Genomic DNA, 19,986 nt, shown 5'->3' with positions numbered 1-19,986 from the left:
CTGTCAGGCATCGCTGCCTGACTCAAGTAAATCACTCTCCGATAAAGTCGGGGCGGTTCAGTTATATCTTCAACTCTGTCTATACTACCGTTGTTATATTCATCCGTCTCAATTTTTTCTAACTGATTAGAGCTATTATAAGTATATGTTCTTGTTGAATTATAGAAAAATCTCGAATCACTTGTATCCTTTTCTACTATCTGTTCGATATTACCGTTTGAGTTATATTGATAAGTTACTGTTCTCTCAAAAATACTATCTCCATCAGAATTAGTATTGAACTCAGTTAGCTGACCTTTTTGATCATATACCCATACTTCGATACCATCATTTCGCTTATCGAGACCACGGGTTTGTTCGCGGCGAATTAGGCGATCGTTATTGTCGTAAATAAACTGCGTTGAGGTATTAGCTCGATCAGGATTGCTAGATGACAGGTATTCTTGCTCAACCAGCTGATTTTTGCCATTGAAGTAAAAACTTTCAGTTGCATTTATATAGCCAAAACCGTCTCCTTTATAAGATCTAGTGCTGATGCCAGCAATAGTGGCATCCAAAGGTCTTGCGTCTTTTGCATTCACAACGCCGTCACCATCGATGTCATCGTCGCAGTCATCAGTGATCTCATCTTCGTCTAAGTCAGCCTGCCCTGAATTACTAGCAGTTTTATCTTTGCATGTATCGGTGGGCGTAGGAGTATTAGGCTTAACAATGTCATCATTACTTGCACTTCCAGAGCCACCCCCAGAACCCCCACACGCAACTAACGAGGTAGCAAAAAAAATAGTAAAAAGGGTTAAACCAAGGTTTTTATTTACGCGAGGATGTGGCATATAAGTACTCACTCAAAGGAGCTGTTTAAAGGTTCGTGCTAAGCATCAGACCATGAATATTTGTTACATATCAAAAACTTAAAATAACTTTTTGCTACAAACTGAATTATAGATTCTTATAGTAATTAGTCAACATATTTTCATCTTCCTTCCATAAAAAAAGCCACCAGATTTCTCCGGCAGCTCTTTTTTTAACAACAACTAAGTCAGGTCTATTACACCAAGCTATTTACCGCTTCAACCACAGCGTCAGTCGTGATACCAAACTCTTTATATAGATCGCTAGCTGGGGCAGATTCGCCATAAGTGGTCATACCGATGACTTTACCATCTAGACCAACGAACTTATACCAGTAATCCACATGCGCGGCTTCTACTGCGACGCGAGCACGGATATCGGCAGGCAATACCGCTTCGCGATAGCTATCATCTTGCTCGACGAAAATCTCAGCACATGGCATAGATACCACACGGACGCCAACACCATTTGCGCTCAACGCTTCATACGCTTCCATCGCTAGGCCAACTTCTGAACCAGTGGCGATGATGATGGCTTGTAGCTCACCTTGCTCTTTTGCCAGTACATAACCGCCTTTGGTAATGTTCGCTACTTGCTCGCTATCACGTGCTTGATGTGGCAAACTCTGACGGCTAAAGATCAATGCTGATGGGTTGTTTTCAGACTTGATTGCTTCTACCCAAGCGCTTGCAGATTCAGTCGCATCACACGGACGCCATGTACGTAGATTTGGCGTAGTACGTAAGCTAGTCAATTGCTCAACTGGCTGATGCGTCGGGCCATCTTCACCCAGACCGATAGAGTCATGCGTATAGACATGGATAACGCGCTGCTTCATCAATGCGCCCATGCGTACTGCGTTACGTGCGTATTCCATAAACATCAGGAACGTCGCAACGTAAGGGATAAAGCCGCCATGCAATGCAATACCGTTGGCAATCGCAGTCATACCGAATTCGCGTACACCGTAATAGATATAGTTACCGTCAGCATCTTTTTCGATGCCTTTAGCGCCTTTGAATAGAGTAAGGTTTGAACCAGCTAGGTCGGCTGAACCGCCCAATAGTTCTGGCAATAATGGCTGCAAGCTGTTGATAGCATTTTGACTGGCTTTACGACTAGCAACATCACCACCCGCTTCTTGCGTTTGCTGAATATAGGCCTGTGCTTGACTAGCAAAGTCAGCAGGCAACTCGCCATTTAGGCGGCGTGATAGTTCTGCAGCAAGCTCTGGATAGGCTTTTTTATATGCCTCAAAATCCGCATCCCAGTTCTTTTGCTGTACGTCGCCTTTGGCTTTGGCATCCCACGCTTCATAGATTTCATCATCTAATTCAAATGGCGCATGCTTCCAAGACAATGCATCACGAGTCAAGGCAATTTCATCATCACCAAGTGGAGCACCATGACTGGCGGCTAGACCTTGTTTGTTCGGGCTACCAGCACCGATCGTGGTTTTGCAAATAATTAGACTTGGCTTAGCAGTCTCTGCAATCGCTTGCTCCGTTGCTTGCGTGATTGCATCAGTATCATGGCCGTCGACTTTGATCACTTGCCAGCCGTATGACTCAAAACGAGCTTGCGTATCATCAGTGAACCAGCCTTCGACATTACCATCGATTGAAATACCATTGTCATCATAGAAGAATACCAGTTTGCCAAGCGCCAACGTGCCAGCTAGCGAGCACACTTCATGACTGATACCCTCCATCAAGCAACCATCGCCCAAGAACGCATAAGTATGATGATCGACGACGTTATGACCGTCGCGGTTGAACTGTGCGGCTAGGGTTTTTTCTGCGATCGCAAAACCAACGGCATTAGCAATACCTTGTCCTAGTGGACCAGTCGTCGTTTCTACACCAGGCGTATAACCAAGTTCAGGGTGACCTGGGGTTTTTGAATGCAGCTGACGGAAACCTTTTAGGTCATCAACGCTCACATCATAACCTGATAAATGTAGCAATGAATAAATAAGCATCGAGCCATGACCGTTTGACAGTACAAAGCGATCACGGTTGTGCCAATTAGGATCAGCTGGATTGTGCTTCAAAAATTTGCGCCACAAAACTTCGGCAATATCAGCCATACCCATTGGCGCACCCGGATGTCCAGAGTTGGCTTTTTGAACCGCGTCAAACGACAGTACACGGATGGCATTGGCTAGTTTACGTTCGTTAATTGGGGTGGGCATAGCGTGTCCTAAGATTGAAGGAAAGTTTATTGGATTAAAAAAGGTTGTTGAACTGAATTTGCTTAGATATCTAAATAGGTGGCTCATTATAAACTAAGTAGCAACAATTTTCCCTGTTACTCCTAGTCCACAACTTGATCGGGTCACATAATAAAAAATCAATTGATCATTAACGACTTCAATATAATGCTTCTCAAATTCTTGATAGCAAACATGCTCAAGCCATTTTTCCTCTAAATAATCTGCCATTTGCTGATAGCTTACGTTATTTGCAAATTTGCAGCGTAACGTAAGCATGCAATTCGTCTCATCATGGCGTTCTTGATAAAGAAAATCACAACCAACATTATTTTCCATACAACAGAAAGATACATTGGCATCTATTTCAAATCCTAACAAATCGTCGCCTATACTTTGGCCATAGATGAGAAATTGTGAGTAATTTAGCTCATCAATTATAGACAAAGTATTCATGATGTCATTACTCTCAGATTTCAATGCGCTCAACACCGCCCATGAACGGACGCAGTACTTCTGGAATCGTAATGCTGCCATCAGCGTTTTGATGATTTTCCATCACTGCTAGTAGCGTACGACCAACCGCTAGACCTGAACCATTTAAAGTATGAGCTAAGCTGGTTTGTTTGCCGTCCTTGACACGGGTACCCATACGGCGCGCTTGGAAATCACCACAGTTAGAGCAGCTAGAGATTTCACGATAAGTATCTTGGCTTGGTAACCATACTTCGATGTCATAGGTCTTTTGTGCAGCAAAACCCATATCGCCCGTACATAGTTGTACCGTGCGGTATGGCAACTCAAGCTGCTGCAAGATATATTCGGCCTGCCCTGTCATTGCCTCAAGCAACTCATCAGATTGCTCAGCGGTACCGACATTGACCATTTCAACTTTTTCAAACTGATGCTGACGAATCAAGCCGCGAGTATCACGCCCATGTGAGCCAGCTTCACTGCGGAAACATGGCGTATGCGCGGTGAACTTTAGCGGTAGCTCTTTGATATCCAAACGTTCGCCGCGTACCAAGTTGGTCATTGGCACTTCAGCGGTTGGAATAAGGTAAAAATCCATTTCATCGTTATTCGTGTGATTGCTCAATTTAAATAAATCATCTTCAAACTTAGGCAACTGACCCGTACCTTTCAAGCTATCGCTATTAACGATATAAGGTACATAGGTCTCAAGATAGCCGTACTTCATAGTATGCGTATTCAACATAAATTGAATCAACGCACGATGCAATTGCGCCAATTGTCCTTTAAGCACGTTAAAACGGCTACCAGTCAACTTAGTCGCTGCCTCAAAGTCCAACATACCAAGCGTCTCACCAATATGAGTATGATCTTGAATCTCAAAGTCAAACTCACGCGGCGTGCCCCATTTACGCACTTCTACGTTATCGTCTTCTGACGTACCGACTGGTACATCCGCCGCCGGAATATTCGGAATTTGCAAGGCTGCTTGAGTGATACGCTCTTGTAGCGTACGTAACTCGTCTTCCGCAGCTTTAATCTCACCGCTAACGCTTTGCATCTCAGCCAATAGCTCACTGGCATCTTCACCTGATTTTTTTAGGGCACCTACTTGCTTAGCACCAGCATTACGGCGCGATTGCAACTCTTCGGTTTTGACTTGTAGAGACTTACGCTCGTTTTCAATCGTCTGCCAGAACTCCATATCAAGCTCATAACCACGGGTGGCTAGCTGCTGTTGTAGGTCGCTTAAATCGCCGCGTAAGAGTTTCGGATCAATCATAGTAGTTGCCTGTAACACTAAAGGTGAGTAAAAGGTTTAAAAGTATTATTAATAGGGTAATTGCCTAGCACATCGCTATCACGGTCTTTGTGATAACTGGCTATGACGTTATGTTTTATATCAACATATCTTGTAGTCGCTATAATACCAAGACACGGCAGATTTGACCATGTTTTGGATATCTTTGGCTACTTTTCCCTGTTTTTGGCTGACTCTCACTAGCTTTTGTTCATTATGCTAATCGCTTATAGCAAGTTATTATGTTTTTAATTGCTCACTTTTGCTTTCGTCTAGTCTTAGTAAGCTGAGTATAGAGCGTGAACTACGTCATTAATATGACATCTATCCGTGAACAGTCTTGCTTATATGTTTCATTTAGGAGTACTTTTCGGTAAGATAAGCGCATACCTTTATTCACTTCTAGCCAAGTACAGCATCGCTGCTTCGCTTTGGCAGTTTTAATCCAACGCTTTTAATATAAGTATTTGAGAAACCTTTATGGCCCTGTACCCCTACACGCTCCAACCTGTCGCCTTAAACCTAACTGAGGCTGAATTCCACCAAGCACAGTATGAACTGTTTGCCAGTGCCAGCCCGTCTTTTGGTTTATCAAGCTTTAAGACCAAAGAGTGGATCATCATGGCAGTGGTTGTGGTACTTGCTATTGCAGGACTGATCTTTGTAACAGGCTATTCAACCATTATCTTTTGGTTAATGCTGGTTGGTGTGGTGATTTATTTATTGGCACGTACTTTAGGTTTTAAATGGTACGTAAAAAGAGAGTTTGACAAACAAGTGGCCGACCAAGAGATGCCAGATGAAATGCGCCAGATGAAGTTAGGTGTGCAAAAGCATGGTTTAGTCATGGCGATGCCAAGCAACCAGCCTGATATGATGAAAAACTCGCAAATGCGCGGTATGCAAATGCGTGCAGGCGCGACTCAGCAAGCAGTTATTCCTTGGACCTCTATCAAGAGCTGGGATGAGACTGATGACTATATCTTTATGATGTTTGAACTAAAAGGTCAGCAAGGTAGCCAAATCGTACCAAAACGCTTGCAAGCACAGAAGTTTCCTATCGATACGATACGTCAACATTTACAAGAAGTGGTTCCCGTTAAAGGTTTAAATCCTGAAAACTTGCAGCCACCAGCGTAAATGTAATTAGGTATCTCTATCGTTTAGAAAAACAGTAGAGAGACTTAGCTTTAGTTTTATAAAACCAATCGTAAAATTGTATTTATTAAATTTAACTTATTAATAATAGTTTGCTATTATTATAAGCATCAAAGGAAGAGATAGAGTCTATATTGATAGATACAGATGAAAACTAAAGTATTTTTCTCTGCATTTTAATTCATGAGACCCTTTATTCTTCTTTATTTATTATTGTATAACCACACTCACACTATAAGGACAATACTATGAGTAATTCTAATAATGCTACTAACCAGATCGGTCTAGAAAAAGCAGACATGAGCGAAGTCATCGCCAAGTTAAACAATCTACTATCAACATATCACGTGTTTTATTTAAACGTACGTGGCTATCACTGGAATGTAAAAGGCGAGCATTTCTTTACTTTGCATCCACAATTTGAAGAACTGTATACGTCACTACAATTACAAATTGATGAAATCGCTGAGCGTATCTTAACGTTGGGTGGTACACCACTTCACGCTTACAGCGACTTTACGCAGCATACTAGCATCAGTGAAGACAAAAACGTCAAAGATGGCACAAGCTGTGTCAAAGGTGTGGTCACTGGCTTGCAAGCGTTAATTGCAGAACAGCGTCAAGTATCAGCCCTAGCAGAAGAGAGCGAAGACCAAGGTTCAGCTGACCTAGTTGATGCTTACGTACAAGAGCAAGAAAAACTGGTATGGATGTATAACGCGTTTTTGGGTTAAGAGTCGTTAGTGTTTATTTTGCTTAACCTTACTAATTCTAATAATCATCAAGTTCTAAATAATGAAAAAGCACCTAATTAGGTGCTTTTTTATTGTCTATCTTTTATAGAATATTAATTTATTTTTCGATCCATTGACGCATTTTTTCGCGTTCAGCAGGCGTAGCTTGTAGCCATACTTGCATAAACGTATCTAACGTACTGGTAGAAGTATTTACGCTAGATGCTTGCTTAACAGTGGTCGTGCCAGTATTGACGTTGCTAGTAGTATTTACTACGGGTTGATCTAAAGAGGCAATAGCACGTTGATTCTGTAGCTCTGCATCACCTGCACCGCCGAACACGCCGCCCAATGCCTTACCAATACCTGAGAATATGCCGCCTTGGTTACCGACCATACTTTGCTGACTAGCAATGACCGTATTATTCTGTTGCACAGCGAGTGTTGGCTGCTTGGCATAGTCTTTAGCAGCTTCATATGCTTCTGGTTGATTAGGCATAGTCAAACGATATGTTTGATTGTCGGCCAATTGTGCCGTCACACTGACATTACCTGAACGCAAATAGTCGTGCTGATCACGAGGCAAGTTATATAGACGGTCATACTTAGCAGTAATAGCGTGTTGTCCAGGCTGTAACGTAAATGTTTTCTGCAGCGGCTGAAAAGCGCTCTGCTGAATTTCCTGCCCATTAATAGCAGTGACTTTGATATGGTCATCAACCTGTAGGGTTACTGCTGCCTGTGACAACATAGAGACCGAGGCAGCACCTACCAATAACGTACCTATCGTTAATTTTTTTAGCAAAGAAGCATTCGATTTCATAAGTTATTCCATTAATAGTAAAAGCGAGTTGGACAAAAGATTCGTATTCTAACGGTTATTCATTTTTTGCTGCTAAAAGTCTTACTGCTAGAAATCAAGTGGCATCGTATGTTGGTCTTGATCAGGTGTGTCGTTATCCACTTGTGTCTCTTGAGCGATATCTGCCAGTTCCGCGGCAAGCGTCTGCTCATCGATGGTACGCAAAGCATCACTTATGACTGCTTTTGAGATATTACTGCGACCAAGGTTAGAGAACATTGGTTGAATATAATTAAGTACTTCCATCATCGCACCGATACGATGCGGTCCATCAGTTAGTAAGTGATCAATAATTCGATCGTCAAACTGCCATCCACGCCGACGCAAAATAGACTGTAATAGTGCTTGTCTATCTGCAAAATCATGACCAGTAGGCACTTTAAAGGTTGGTGCTTGTGCCAAACGCGTCATTAAATCTCTTAACTGAAATGGTAAATCATCAGCGGGTTTATTAGCGGCAAACAACAACTGGCGTTGCCCTTCTCGACTACGATTGATCAGGTGAAATAAAGCTTCTTGCCACTGACTGCTTTGCTCAAGCACTTCCAAATCATCAATGGCGATAAGATCAAAGTTTTCTAAAGATGATAGTACGTGGACATCTGTATGAATCAGCTCATTAAGGGACAAACAGATAGCCGATTTGTCCATCTCGACAAATGACTCGCAAATAGCAGACAGCAAATGAGACTTACCTGTAGCAGGGCTACCAAACAGATATAGTTGACCGATCAGGCCGACATGTAACTGCCGTACTGCATCAATAATCGACATCCAACCGGGACCGGCAAAGTCGCTAAGACTTGCATCGTGCTTAATGTCCAGATTGAGACTTAGCTGTGCTTCTGCCATGAATCATCAACTCGTGTTACGTAGTGCAATGGAAAAATATAATAAAAAAGATAGATTGTTTTGAGCTGTATTCATTATTATCAATACTAGCCGATACAACTGTAGTTAATGGCCCTATATCCTTTGCAAAAATAGGTCAGTCACTTTGTCGAAAACAACGTTAGCAAAACTGGTACCAAAACGGTTGATACTATCAACACTGCGCCTATATATAACATATTTACAAAATAACTGACAAGTCTTTTACCCATTAAGCCTTATCAATCATTGCGTTCCTATCTTGATATTACATATCAATCTTTATCTAGTGTATTCAATAATAAGATAATTATCTTTTTTCAAACAGTGCCAGTTGTTTACGACCTTTATAAAAGTCAGTGGTTCGATAATAGCTGTATAAATGGCGGAACAGGACGTTTAAGACAGCGGACACTGGTAAGGCAATAAGCATACCGACAAAGCCTAGTAGACTGGCACCTGCCAATACAGCGAATATGACCCACAATGGCGATAGACCAATCTTATCACCTAACAGCAACGGTTGTAGGATATAACCTTCTGCAGCTTGTCCAATCAAGAACGCACCTACGACCAATGACAAATACGTCCAGTCTAATCCAAACTGAAATAAGCAGGCGATAATAGCTGCGATGAAACCAATGCCGAATCCTAAGTACGGCACAAAACTGGCAATGCCTGCTACCATACCAATGATAAGCCCAAGCTCTAGCCCAATGAGCTGTAACTGTACAGCATAAATAGCGCCTAGCAACACCATCACCAGTAATTGCCCTTTGATAAATGCCATCAATGCCAGATCACATTCCTTAGCTATTTCAGTCACTTTTTGACAGTAAGCACCTGGTATCGCCATCTTCCAGTTATGCAAGCGCTGATCCCAATTAAACAAGAAATAGAAGGTTAGAATAGGTACCAATACAATAAGACCTGCGTTATTGATGAAGTTCATACTTGAGGTCAGTATTTGGCTCATCATGGTGCTAGCATCAGCGAACTTATAGTTCGTTTGCATATAATCGACGAGAGTATCGGAAAATTCTTTCGACTCTAATTGAGGCAGTTTGATACGAGTATTACTATTGAACCACTCTCGTACGACTTGATTGTACCAATTAAATATCTTTGGCAAATAATCCCACGCCGCTTGCAGCTGATGCCATAGTGTCGGTACCAACCACCATAATAATAACGCCATCCCTAAAGTAATTGTCGAGTAGACGATAATAATCGCGACCCAACGCTTGATATATTTTGATAGGCGCTTGACTAGAGGATTAAATAGATAAGCCAGCATAAAGGCAAAAACGAAAGGCACGATGACGGGCATCATTAAATACAAGAGAAACACAGCCACCACTAACGCCACGACAATAAATAAACGCCGAAAAAAAGGATCTATTGGTTGGTTCATCATGGCAAGTAATCCTATAGTTGGACAGGTTTGAAAAAGTAACAGGGAGTCAGTGATAGCGATTTCTAAATGGTATAACTATAGCCATCACGATGTATCATTAGGCGAATTGCTTTCTTTTCTCATTAGTTTTAGCTAGCTAAACTGAGACGTATCAACGTTCCTAAAAAACCTAATTTTTGATAAACTTATGTTTATTAGTTTTTATTCTGTCAATCACATTTGGACTTGTATTAAGGCCATTATTGATAATAAATTTAGCGTTCTATTATCGCAGAGTACAACAAAAAATCAGTCATTTTTTGTTTCTTAACCGCTTATTTGCCACTTAATGCAAATCTTAGTTAAATATTGGTAAGTTGCTTTGCGAGTACGGTCTGTTTTTGGGTATAATGCGCGCACTGTCTTTAAACTTTGCTTTTGAACTTTATAACGCTAATTTTTGCGTGCTCAATTACTTTACCTTCTAATCCCAATTATCTATCCCCAACTGTGAGATGACTATGAGTGACAAGCCTTCTTTAAGCTACAAAGATGCCGGTGTTGATATCGATGCAGGCGATGCTTTGGTTCAGCGAATCAAGTCCGTTGCAAAAGCCACTACTCGTCCTGAAGTCGTGGGTGGACTTGGCGGTTTTGGTGCGTTATGCCGCATCCCAACAGGTTATACCTCACCATTATTGGTTTCTGGCACTGATGGCGTCGGCACCAAACTAAAACTGGCGCTACAGCTGAACCGTCATGACACGATTGGTATTGATTTGGTCGCGATGTGCGTCAATGATCTATTGGTTTGCGGTGCAGAGCCACTATTCTTCTTAGACTACTATGCAACTGGTAAGCTGGATGTTGATGTAGCGGCGACTGTCGTGACTGGTATTGGTGATGGTTGTAAATTAGCTAACTGTGCGCTCATCGGTGGTGAAACTGCTGAAATGCCAGGCATGTATCAAGACGACGATTACGATCTAGCTGGATTCTGTGTAGGCGTAGTTGAAGAAGCAGAGGTCGTCACTGGTGAAAATGTCGCAGAAGGTGATGTACTGATTGCACTTGCCTCAAGTGGCGCGCACTCAAACGGTTACTCATTGGTTCGTAAAGTCATCGAAGTTAGCGGTGTGGATGTTACGAGTAGCGATGAGCAATTAGACGGCCAGCCTATTCAAGACGCTCTAATGGCTCCTACTCGTATCTATGTAAAAGCCATCAAGGCATTACAAGACACGCTTGGTAGCTCAGCCTTACATGCGATGTCACACATCACAGGCGGCGGTCTAACGGATAACTTGCCACGTGTACTACCTGATAACTTAGCTGCTAGCATCGATACCAGCAGCTGGCAGTTTTCAGAGCTATTCACTTGGTTACAAACTCAAGGCAATATTGAACAAAGTGAGATGTACCGTACCTTTAACTGCGGCGTTGGTTTTGTCATCGTCGTTCCTAAAGATAAAGCTGAAGCAACGATCAAGACATTGACTGACGCTGGTGAGAACGCTTGGCAGCTGGGCGAAATGGTCAAGCGCGGCACTGGTGATCAGGCAGATGCGGTGGTGTACCGTTAATGTCAACTGATAACGCAAGCCAGCCTATCAAACCATTGCGTATTGCTGTTCTAGTCTCAGGAAGTGGTAGCAACCTGCAAGTGTTAATCAATGCCATGCAAGCAGGTGCGCTACCGATTGAAATCGTTGGTGTCATTAGTAACCGTGAAGACGCTTATGCGTTGACACGTGCTAAAGATGCCAATATTCCAGTTGCAGTATTGTCACACGTTGCTAGTGGTAAGCGTATGGGCATTAAAACATTTGAAACCCATGCCAATGAGCAGCTAATAGCATGGCAACCCGACTTAATCGTCTTGGCCGGATTTATGCGTGTACTAAGTGGCTCATTTATCGATAATGCACCAGCGTCCATGATTAATCTTCACCCTTCTCTACTTCCGGTTTATAAGGGTTTAGATACTCACAAACGAGTCATACAAGCGGGTGAACGTCGTCACGGTTGTAGTATTCATAAAGTGACAGCGGAGCTTGATGCAGGTCAGGTATTGACTCAAGCAGTATTAAATGTCGATATCAACGACACCGCAGAGAGCTTACAGTCACGGGTTCAGAAGCTTGAACATCAACTACTACCTTGGACGATTTTACTGCTAGCAAAAAATATATTGTCACTTGAAGCAAATAATACATCATCGCAAACGGAGACTTACTTGCCTAAGTTACCTTTGCAATTACTTATAGACGGATAAGAATTCTAGCTTATTAAGCTGCTTTTTATACCACTTTATATAGCTCAATAAAAATCCCAGTTACTCATTACGAGCAACTGGGCTTTTTTATTTGATAACTGTTTATTATTTACTATTTACTATCATGTAAAATCGTAAATAGTTATCTATTCAGCTAATTCTTCTAATTGCTTCACTCTTAGAATACATGAACCGCTTTGATGTTGACAAACTCTTTGATACCGAAGCCGCCATGCTCACGGCCATAGCCTGAGTTTTTCACGCCACCAAATGGCAGTGCAGGATTGGCAAGACCATAACCATTGATATAGACCATACCTGTATCGAATTGCTCACGTGCTAGACGAACGGCTTTCTCTTCATCTTTCGAGAAAATCGCGCCACCTAAACCATAACGACTGTCGTTAGCGATGCGCATTGCGTCATCTTCATCTTTGGCACGAATCAATGAAGCGACAGGGCCAAATAGTTCGTCATCATATGCAGGCTGACCTTTCTCAACATTCTCTAGAATAGTTGCTGGATAGAAGCTACCTTTACCTTCAGGTACCTTACCGCCAACAGCAATCGTTGCACCTTTAGCCACACTTTGCTCTACTTGCTCATGTAGCTGCTCACGCAAATCTGCACGTGCTAATGGACCGATATCTGAGCTGTCATCCATTGGATCACCCGCTTTAGTACCTTCAAATTTCTCAACGATACGCTTACGGAATTCGTCATATACGCTATCGACTACGATAAAGCGTTTGGCTGCTACACAAGTTTCACCGTTATTAATTAAACGTGCTTGAGTACAAGTTTCTACAGCAGTTTCGATATCAGCATCTTCTAATACGATGAATGCATCATTTGAACCTAGCTCTAATACCGCTTTCTTAATCGCCTTAGCTGCTTGTTGTCCAACGATCACGCCTGCTTTGTCACTACCTGTTAGTGTCACGCCACGTACTTTGTCATTGCCAATCAATGCTTCTGACTGGTCATGATCAATGATAATCGTACGGAACAAATCACTTGGCAGTTCAGACTCGTGAAGAATTTTTTCAATTAGTAGACCAGAACCTGTGACGTTAGATGCGTGTTTTAGCAGGACGCTATTACCCGCCATTAGATTTGCGATGGTGTAACGGAATACCTGATACGCTGGGAAGTTCCAAGGCTGCATACCGTAGATGATACCGATAGGTTGGTATGTCACTAGCCCTTTCTTCATGCTTTCGATATCGCGTACATCATCAGCTAAAGAAGCGACGCCATTTTCAGCGGTGTAATCACAGATAGCTTTACAAAGATCAATCTCTTGCATGCTCTGGCTATATAACTTACCGCGCTCTTCAGTCATCAGCTTAGCCAGCTCTTCTTTGTATTCCATCAGCTTATCACCGATAGATTTGATGATACGGCCGCGTTCTTCGTGGCTCACTGTACGCCATTCTAAAAATGCGTTATGTGAGGCATCGACAATCTTGTTGACTTCGTCATTGCTCATATAATTGTAGTTACTGATTTCTTCGCCCGTAGTTGGGTTAATAGTAGTAATGTCTGACATAGTTACTGTCCTTATTATTCAAATTTATATTTGGAATTTATAATCGGGTTTATTGCCACTTGTAGTTATTTTACTGTGACAGTTTTAATTATTAAATTTACGTCGATAGCACAATCTATTGGTAGCTCGTTTTCTATCTGCCGTTATCTTAACAAGCTATTTGATGAAGAGTTTTACAATATATTGTGAAGTGTGTTGAAGATGTTAATAGTGTGACTGACTTATTAAGTAAAGCTAAATTCAACATATTAACTATTAACCCTTAGGACATAAAAGAACCAGCCTAGTGGCTGGTCTAATAACTATATAGAGTGGAAGCTATAGGAAAATATGTTTATTAAAAATTCAGATAATTAGGAATATTCCGCTCTGATAAAAGATAGATTCAACTCACACAAACCAATCAAAATAAATGATTAATAACCGGTATCTCTTGTGGTGGATTTTCTTCTTCAGCGACGACTTGGCGCGCTACATGCATAATTAGCTGACGTAACCAGCGATGGGCTGGATGATGCTGCAACAAAGGAGACCATGCCATCGTAAGCTCAAACTCAGGAATAAAAAACGGCGGATCTTCCATCATAATGCTGTCATTATTCGCCTGCATTCTTGCCACACGCGTGGGCAAAGTCGCTATCAAATCTTTATTTGCTGCAAGCATAGCAGGCATTTGATAGTGTCGAGTAAAGACACTGATTTGACGTTTTTGCCCAAGGCGCTGTAGGGCCTGATCGATAGATCCTAGTCCACCAGATTTCTCTGGATTAACCCCAAAACCCACACCCATACCGGTTTTAGATACCCATACGTGCTGTGCTTTAAGGTAGTTTTTCAGATTAAAACGATTGGCATAAGGACTTTCAGACGACAGTAAACAACTAAATGTATCACGCCATACCAAAACCTGATGAAAGCTTTGTGGTATCTCGTTAAAACGGTTAATCGCTAAATCAACTCGTCCCTGCTCCATATCTCGATAAGAGACGTCTGATGGAGTCAAAAAGTCCAAAATCACATTAGGCGCTTCAGAACGTAGTGCTTTTACTAGCTTAGGTACTAGGGTCGCTTCGGCATAATCCGATGTCATGATACGGAACACACGAGAGGTACTATAAGGGCGGAATTCAGTACGCGGCTCCAACACTTGAGTCAAGTCAGCAAGTATCTCGCGGATACGCGGCTGTAATTCAAGGGCGCGTTCAGTCGGCGTCATACCCTCAGATGAGCGTACCAATAATGGATCATTAAACAGCTTACGCAAACGGCGCAAGATATTACTCATAGCAGGCTGAGTAATCCCAAGCTGCTCGGCTGCGCGAGTGACGTTTTTTTCTCGTAGCAACACATCTAGATGGACTAATAAATTTAAATCAACCCGCTGCAAATTCATATTTGGTTCTCTTGGCTTTTGAATAAACGCCATATTAAGGCTGGCATTTGTAGTGCTGCTACGATGATTTGTGCGCTATAACAGCATAATTTCATTATTTTTTACTAATTTGGTTCTAGTTTTTCCTGATAGATCTGCATTATAACTCATTCAACCTATCGTAAGACCCTGTTATATAAACATTATATCATACAGAAATACCAAAGATAACTATCATAAATTAGATAAATCTTGGTAAGGTGGTTATAGTGAGTTCTATAAAGGATTTGCAGCATGGATAGTGAACTTTGAGTTCATAAGCTGTTTTTATCCGATTAAATATTGTCGCTAAGTAATATATTAATGGTTTTTATCAGTCGTTAAATACGGTTAATTGGCCTCATTATTGTAACATCTCTTGCTACCAATTATGACATCACTGGCTATTAAGTATTCAGATACCTTTTAGATATATAGTGAGAATCGATAAATATTTATAAACCAGCAATTATTTTCAACTGTTGAGTTCAGCAAATTTCTTGTAATAGCCTAGCGGTTTGTTTAGGGTAAATAGAGCTTCAATAGATAAATGATAGACCAAATTTTGAATATTACTTTTTAGTACAAAGATTTTAGTAAAGCGGATTTTAGTAAAACGACATACCCATTATTTTAACAATTAACTTATTTATTTTTACACCCCACCAAGGAGACTATAGATGTCAACTGCATATAAATCAGCGATCGACTTAGTACGTGAATTAAAGCAAAAGCACGGCAACTGGCAGAACATTAGCGAAGTTGATGCTGCACGTATGATGTCACAAAACCGTTTCAAGACGGGTTTGGATATCGCAAAATATACTGCAAAAATCATGCGTCAAGACATGGAAGATTATGACAATGATACGTCTCAGTACACGCAGTCTTTAGGTGCATGGCATGGTTTTGTTGCACAGCAAACTATGTACGCTAAGAAAAAATATTTCGGTACGACTTCTAAAACTTACATCTATCTTTCAGGTTGGATGGTTGCAGCCCTACGCTCTGAGTTTGGTCCACTACCTGACCAATCTATGCACGAAAAAACGTCAGTACCTAAGCTAATCGAAGAAATCTACACGTTCTTACGTCAAGCAGATGCTAAAGTGTTGAACGACTACTTCCGTGAGCTAAACGCTGCTGAAGAAGCTGGCCAAGATACTTCAGCTATCTTAGAAAAAATCGAAAACTTTGATTCACATGTTGTGCCAATCATCGCTGATATCGATGCAGGTTTCGGTAACGAAGAAGCTACTTACCTATTGACTAAGCAAATGATCGAAGCTGGTGCTTGTGCCATTCAGGTTGAAAACCAAGTATCTGATGCTAAGCAATGTGGTCACCAGGCTGGTAAAGTAACTGTACCGCATGAAGACTTCATCTCTAAGCTAAACGCTATCCGTTATGCATTCCTAGAGCTTGGTGTTGAAGACGGTGTTATCGTTGCTCGTACTGACTCTGAAGGCGCATCACTAACGCAAAAAATCCCAGTATCAAATGAGCCAGGCGACCTTGCTTCTAAATACATCGATTTCATCGAAATGGAAGAAGTAACGCTAGAGAATGCTCAAGAAAACGACAGCTTACTTAAGCACAATGGCAAACTAGTACGCCCAGTTCGTCTACCTAACGGTCTATATCAGTTCCGTGAAGAGACTAACATTGACCGTGTTGTACTTGACTGCGTAACTGCTCTAGAAAACGGCGCTGACCTACTATGGATCGAAACACCGACTCCAGACGTAGAACACATCAAAATGATGGTTGACCGTATTAAAGAGCAACAGCCTAAAGCCAAGCTTGTATACAACAACAGCCCATCATTCAACTGGACGCTTAACTTCCGTAAGCAAGTTATCGCTCAGTGGGAAGAAGAAGGCAAAGACGTCTCTGCATACAATAAAGATGACTTGATGAGTGCTGATTACGACGGTACTGAACTTGATGCAGCCGCTGACGTAGCCGCTAAAAACTTCCAACGTGATGCATCACGTGAAGCTGGTGTATTCCATCACTTAATCACGCTACCGACTTACCACACGACTGCTCTTAGCGTTCATGAACTTGCTAAAGGCTACTTCGGTGAAGAAGGCATGCTTGCTTATGCAGCTGGCGTACAGCGTAAAGAAATCCGCGAAGGCATCTCTTGTGTTAAGCACCAAGCAATGGCTGGTTCTGACCTTGGCGATGACCACAAAGAAATCTTCTCAGGCGATAACGCTCTGAAAGCTGGCGGCGGCAAGAACACGATGAACCAGTTCTAATAACCGACAGACTAGCAGTATTTATCAAAAAACCGTTCTACATCATGTAGGGCGGTTTTTTATTGCGGTTTAAATAATCAGAGAATGGTAGACTAATAATAGTTTATCAAAACCATCGATCAGAGCCATCAGTCAGAATTATTAGGAGCTAATATGCAAGAGATAGAGCTGAAGTTTTTGGTACCAGAGTCACGGCTAAAGGGTTTAATGCGTCAAACGCACGTTAAATCCTCACAAGTGACACAACTGGCTGCACATTATTACGATACGCATGACCAACAGCTTGCACAGGCAGGTATCGGTCTGCGTATTCGCAAAGAAGGCGATACATGGGTACAAACCATTAAAGCTGGTGGTGATGGAATTGCTGCACGCTTGGAGCACAATGCTGTACTCGATAATGATCAAGTACAAGCGATGCTCGATAATAATGAGCTGATACCTGATTTGACGATATATGAAGACACTCCAATCGCTGCGGCATTGGCTGATTTTAAACTCAAAAAGTTAGCGAAAAATCTGACACGCCTTTATGTGACTGACGTCGAGCGCACTACGCGGTTGCTAACAGAAAGTAATGAAGATGAAACCGATAACTGTATCGAAATGGCTTATGATCAGGGAGAGATTATTCATGGTACTGATGACTCGCTACGCAAAGCCATTCAAGAGATAGAATTTGAATTGGTGTCAGGAGATTTAGATTTTCTATTTACGACTGCCAAAACATGGTGCAAGCGCTACAAGCTGTGTCTATCTACCGTTACCAAAGCTGAAAACGGCGGTTTACTTATCAATGGACAAAGTTACAGTCCAGCAGTCAACGCAAACCTAGATCAATTGCAAATAGACAAAGACAGCAGTGCACCTGCCTTTATACGTGCGGTCGTACACAATTGCTTATTACAGATACTACCAAACAGCAGTGCTATCGTCGCTGGAAGCATTGATGACGAGCATGTTTTGCAGGTAAGCATTGGTCTTGAGCGCTTGCAGGCTGCGTTAACAGCATTTGATAGCTTTTCTGACGAGATCAATCCTGACTGGCTACCGATACTAAAGCAAACCTCGTCGTTGCTGGACAATTATTACCAACTCACTCATATCAATACCTATATCGAGTCTGAGCTACAGGCACTCGGAGCCCCTGCTGTTGATTGGACGACAGATATCGAGAACATAAAAATCACACCGATCAATACACTGCAAGCCAATGACTTTCAGCTCACCTTGCTAGAGCTGATTGCCTTTACCATGAGTGACCCTAGTATTGAGCCTCAAACGGATAAACTTGCTCTCGATAAGCTAGCAAAAATTCTATCGAAACAATATAACAAGTGCCTCAAAGCAGATAAAGAAACTGATGAAGTAAGCAGTACCGAGATTGTGAGCGATGATGTAAATGTTGATACGGATATCTCTGAGGATAATCAAGACGAAGCGCTACTATGTGATCACATAAAAGCGCTACGCTACATAAGTGAGTTCTCTGCGCCTTTGTTAAGCAAGAAAAAAGCCAAGAAGAAAACCAAGCGTTGGCTAAAACGGCTGATAAAAGCGCACATAGCGCTAGAGCAACGCAATGATGACAATCAATATCAACAGTTCTATGCCCTAAAATCAGCGAAGGATACCAATGCCCTATATGGTGCAGGTTGGTTTGCTGCCATGCTCACGGATGACCCAAGTTATATCGAAACACGTTTGGCCAAATTTAAAGACAGCTCAACATTTTGGTAAAACGTATTACTCGATAAAGATACATTGCTTAGTAAATTAGTAAAAAGGACAGCTTTTATCAATAAAGCTGTCCTTTTTTATAGATAAACCATTTTATTTTTCGCTTTGATCTTATCGTTCAATATTCATACCTTTCACTACCATCCTTAGCCGTCATCGGATTTTTGGCTCAAATACCGATAAGTAAATATGCTATAGAAATATAGAAATAATAAGCACGATTAATCTTAGTTAATCTACAATGATCATTACTGGCATACCCTCTTCGACTTGCTCAAATAATTCCACGATATCTGTATTACGCATACGGATACAGCCATGTGATAGCGGAATACTCATTGGTTCAGTATCTGGTGTGCCGTGAATATAGATATAGCGCTCATAAGTATCGCAACCACCTTGGCTATTGCTACCTTTGTTTAACCCTTCTTCAAGACCGCTTAACCAAAGAATACGGCTCAATATCCAGTCACGCTTGGGATGTAGCTCACCAAGATTTGTATCGTATATCTCACCTGTCGGTACACGCCCGACAAATACCGCATTCATAGGCTCGCTACCACCTATTTTTTGTTCAATGATATGCCTACCGAGCGGTGTGCAACCACTATCCTGCTGACTACCAATACCATTCTTTGCAGTGGAGACTACGTATCTCGCAACCTCAGTTTGCTGCTGGTACATCGTCAATGTTTGCTCAGCGATATTAATCACGAGTTGTTTATCAAGCGTCTTATTATTGGTCATAAATGCTTCCGACTATCAGTCATTCATCAGATTACTATCAAGGTTATTAGTAAAATGATTGAAAATTTCTATTATCAAGGGATTGTATCAAGACATTTGGCACCGTAATATAGGGGCACACTTTTTGATGCTAGCA

At 41.7% G+C, this 19,986-nt stretch carries 16 protein-coding genes; 6 read left to right on the top strand and 10 right to left on the bottom strand.

Annotation, left to right across the window (positions count from 1 at the left end; genetic code table 11):
- The 4 genes from FQV37_RS09315 to serS form a co-directional block, all read right to left on the bottom strand.
- Positions 1–833 (bottom strand): hypothetical protein (locus FQV37_RS09315; protein WP_205962077.1); only part of this gene is annotated, 833 nt, incomplete at its 3' end.
- Positions 834–1,048: 215 nt separating this feature from the next.
- Positions 1,049–3,046, bottom strand: a complete 1,998-nt coding sequence (gene tkt, locus FQV37_RS09310) for a transketolase (RefSeq protein WP_160022567.1) — start codon at positions 3,044–3,046, stop codon at positions 1,049–1,051.
- Positions 3,047–3,139: 93 nt separating this feature from the next.
- Complete coding sequence (locus tag FQV37_RS09305) at positions 3,140–3,520, bottom strand: hypothetical protein (RefSeq protein ID WP_160022565.1); 381 nt, start codon at positions 3,518–3,520, stop codon at positions 3,140–3,142.
- Positions 3,521–3,533: 13 nt separating this feature from the next.
- The gene (gene serS / locus FQV37_RS09300; RefSeq protein ID WP_160022563.1) at positions 3,534–4,820 is read right to left on the bottom strand and encodes a serine--tRNA ligase; all 1,287 of its coding nucleotides are present in this window, start codon (positions 4,818–4,820) and stop codon (positions 3,534–3,536) included.
- Positions 4,821–5,318: 498 nt separating this feature from the next.
- Between serS and FQV37_RS09295 the strand changes: the two genes are divergently transcribed.
- Positions 5,319–5,978 carry a YcxB family protein gene (locus FQV37_RS09295; protein ID WP_101206317.1) on the top strand — a complete coding sequence of 220 codons (660 nt, stop codon included), beginning with the start codon at positions 5,319–5,321 and terminating at the stop codon, positions 5,976–5,978.
- Positions 5,979–6,244: 266 nt separating this feature from the next.
- Positions 6,245–6,730, top strand: a complete 486-nt coding sequence (locus tag FQV37_RS09290; RefSeq protein ID WP_160022561.1) for a Dps family protein — start codon at positions 6,245–6,247, stop codon at positions 6,728–6,730.
- A gap of 118 nt (positions 6,731–6,848) precedes the next feature.
- Here FQV37_RS09290 and FQV37_RS09285 read toward each other — a convergent pair whose 3' ends face one another.
- From FQV37_RS09285 to FQV37_RS09275, 3 genes are all read right to left on the bottom strand, one after another.
- Positions 6,849–7,553, bottom strand: a complete 705-nt coding sequence (locus tag FQV37_RS09285; protein WP_160022559.1) for a DUF2057 family protein — start codon at positions 7,551–7,553, stop codon at positions 6,849–6,851.
- A gap of 87 nt (positions 7,554–7,640) precedes the next feature.
- The gene (gene hda, locus FQV37_RS09280) at positions 7,641–8,444 is read right to left on the bottom strand and encodes a DnaA regulatory inactivator Hda (RefSeq protein WP_160022557.1); all 804 of its coding nucleotides are present in this window, start codon (positions 8,442–8,444) and stop codon (positions 7,641–7,643) included.
- Positions 8,445–8,772: 328 nt separating this feature from the next.
- The gene (locus tag FQV37_RS09275; protein WP_160022555.1) at positions 8,773–9,879 is read right to left on the bottom strand and encodes an AI-2E family transporter; all 1,107 of its coding nucleotides are present in this window, start codon (positions 9,877–9,879) and stop codon (positions 8,773–8,775) included.
- 500 nt (positions 9,880–10,379) lie between these two features.
- Here FQV37_RS09275 and purM point away from each other — a divergent pair, with 500 nt between their 5' ends.
- Positions 10,380–11,441, top strand: coding sequence for a phosphoribosylformylglycinamidine cyclo-ligase (gene purM / locus FQV37_RS09270; RefSeq protein ID WP_160022553.1), 1,062 nt, complete (start codon positions 10,380–10,382; stop codon positions 11,439–11,441).
- The gene (gene purN / locus FQV37_RS09265; RefSeq protein WP_160022551.1) at positions 11,441–12,133 is read left to right on the top strand and encodes a phosphoribosylglycinamide formyltransferase; all 693 of its coding nucleotides are present in this window, start codon (positions 11,441–11,443) and stop codon (positions 12,131–12,133) included. The genes purM and purN overlap by 1 nt, the downstream gene beginning before the upstream one ends.
- A 178-nt stretch (positions 12,134–12,311) precedes the next feature.
- Here the strand turns inward: purN and FQV37_RS09260 are convergent, their stop codons facing one another.
- Both FQV37_RS09260 and FQV37_RS09255 read right to left on the bottom strand, forming a co-directional pair.
- Complete coding sequence (locus FQV37_RS09260; RefSeq protein WP_102092262.1) at positions 12,312–13,685, bottom strand: NAD-dependent succinate-semialdehyde dehydrogenase; 1,374 nt, start codon at positions 13,683–13,685, stop codon at positions 12,312–12,314.
- 403 nt (positions 13,686–14,088) lie between these two features.
- On the bottom strand, positions 14,089–15,078 hold the full coding sequence (locus tag FQV37_RS09255) for a LysR family transcriptional regulator (protein WP_102078583.1): 990 nt from the start codon (positions 15,076–15,078) through the stop codon (positions 14,089–14,091).
- A gap of 698 nt (positions 15,079–15,776) precedes the next feature.
- Here FQV37_RS09255 and FQV37_RS09250 point away from each other — a divergent pair.
- Both FQV37_RS09250 and FQV37_RS09245 read left to right on the top strand, forming a co-directional pair.
- Entirely contained in the window at positions 15,777–17,363 is a 1,587-nt protein-coding gene (locus FQV37_RS09250) for an isocitrate lyase (protein WP_160022549.1), read from the top strand.
- 153 nt (positions 17,364–17,516) lie between these two features.
- A complete protein-coding gene (locus FQV37_RS09245; protein WP_160022547.1) occupies positions 17,517–19,103 on the top strand; it encodes a CYTH and CHAD domain-containing protein in 1,587 nt (528 codons plus the stop codon).
- Between the two features lie 231 nt (positions 19,104–19,334).
- Here FQV37_RS09245 and FQV37_RS09240 read toward each other — a convergent pair whose 3' ends face one another.
- Positions 19,335–19,850, bottom strand: a complete 516-nt coding sequence (locus FQV37_RS09240) for a L,D-transpeptidase (RefSeq protein WP_160022545.1) — start codon at positions 19,848–19,850, stop codon at positions 19,335–19,337.
- Between the last annotated feature and the right edge of the window lie 136 nt (positions 19,851–19,986).

It is taken from the genome of Psychrobacter nivimaris, from assembly GCF_009812035.1.
Taxonomy (GTDB): Bacteria; Pseudomonadota; Gammaproteobacteria; order Pseudomonadales; family Moraxellaceae; genus Psychrobacter; species Psychrobacter nivimaris.
This window is presented reverse-complemented; position numbering and strand designations above follow the sequence as displayed.

Bases quoted from the DNA above. Each gene is read 5' to 3' on its own strand.
- tkt (WP_160022567.1), bottom strand. From the start codon at position 3,046: ATGCCCACCCCAATTAACGAACGTAAACTAGCCAATGCCATCCGTGTA.
- FQV37_RS09305 (WP_160022565.1), bottom strand. From the start codon at position 3,520: ATGAATACTTTGTCTATAATTGATGAGCTAAATTACTCACAATTTCTC.
- serS (WP_160022563.1), bottom strand. From the start codon at position 4,820: ATGATTGATCCGAAACTCTTACGCGGCGATTTAAGCGACCTACAACAG.
- FQV37_RS09295 (WP_101206317.1), top strand. From the start codon at position 5,319: ATGGCCCTGTACCCCTACACGCTCCAACCTGTCGCCTTAAACCTAACT.
- FQV37_RS09290 (WP_160022561.1), top strand. From the start codon at position 6,245: ATGAGTAATTCTAATAATGCTACTAACCAGATCGGTCTAGAAAAAGCA.
- FQV37_RS09285 (WP_160022559.1), bottom strand. From the start codon at position 7,553: ATGAAATCGAATGCTTCTTTGCTAAAAAAATTAACGATAGGTACGTTA.
- hda (WP_160022557.1), bottom strand. From the start codon at position 8,444: ATGGCAGAAGCACAGCTAAGTCTCAATCTGGACATTAAGCACGATGCA.
- FQV37_RS09275 (WP_160022555.1), bottom strand. From the start codon at position 9,879: ATGATGAACCAACCAATAGATCCTTTTTTTCGGCGTTTATTTATTGTC.
- purM (WP_160022553.1), top strand. From the start codon at position 10,380: ATGAGTGACAAGCCTTCTTTAAGCTACAAAGATGCCGGTGTTGATATC.
- purN (WP_160022551.1), top strand. From the start codon at position 11,441: ATGTCAACTGATAACGCAAGCCAGCCTATCAAACCATTGCGTATTGCT.
- FQV37_RS09260 (WP_102092262.1), bottom strand. From the start codon at position 13,685: ATGTCAGACATTACTACTATTAACCCAACTACGGGCGAAGAAATCAGT.
- FQV37_RS09255 (WP_102078583.1), bottom strand. From the start codon at position 15,078: ATGAATTTGCAGCGGGTTGATTTAAATTTATTAGTCCATCTAGATGTG.
- FQV37_RS09250 (WP_160022549.1), top strand. From the start codon at position 15,777: ATGTCAACTGCATATAAATCAGCGATCGACTTAGTACGTGAATTAAAG.
- FQV37_RS09245 (WP_160022547.1), top strand. From the start codon at position 17,517: ATGCAAGAGATAGAGCTGAAGTTTTTGGTACCAGAGTCACGGCTAAAG.
- FQV37_RS09240 (WP_160022545.1), bottom strand. From the start codon at position 19,850: ATGACCAATAATAAGACGCTTGATAAACAACTCGTGATTAATATCGCT.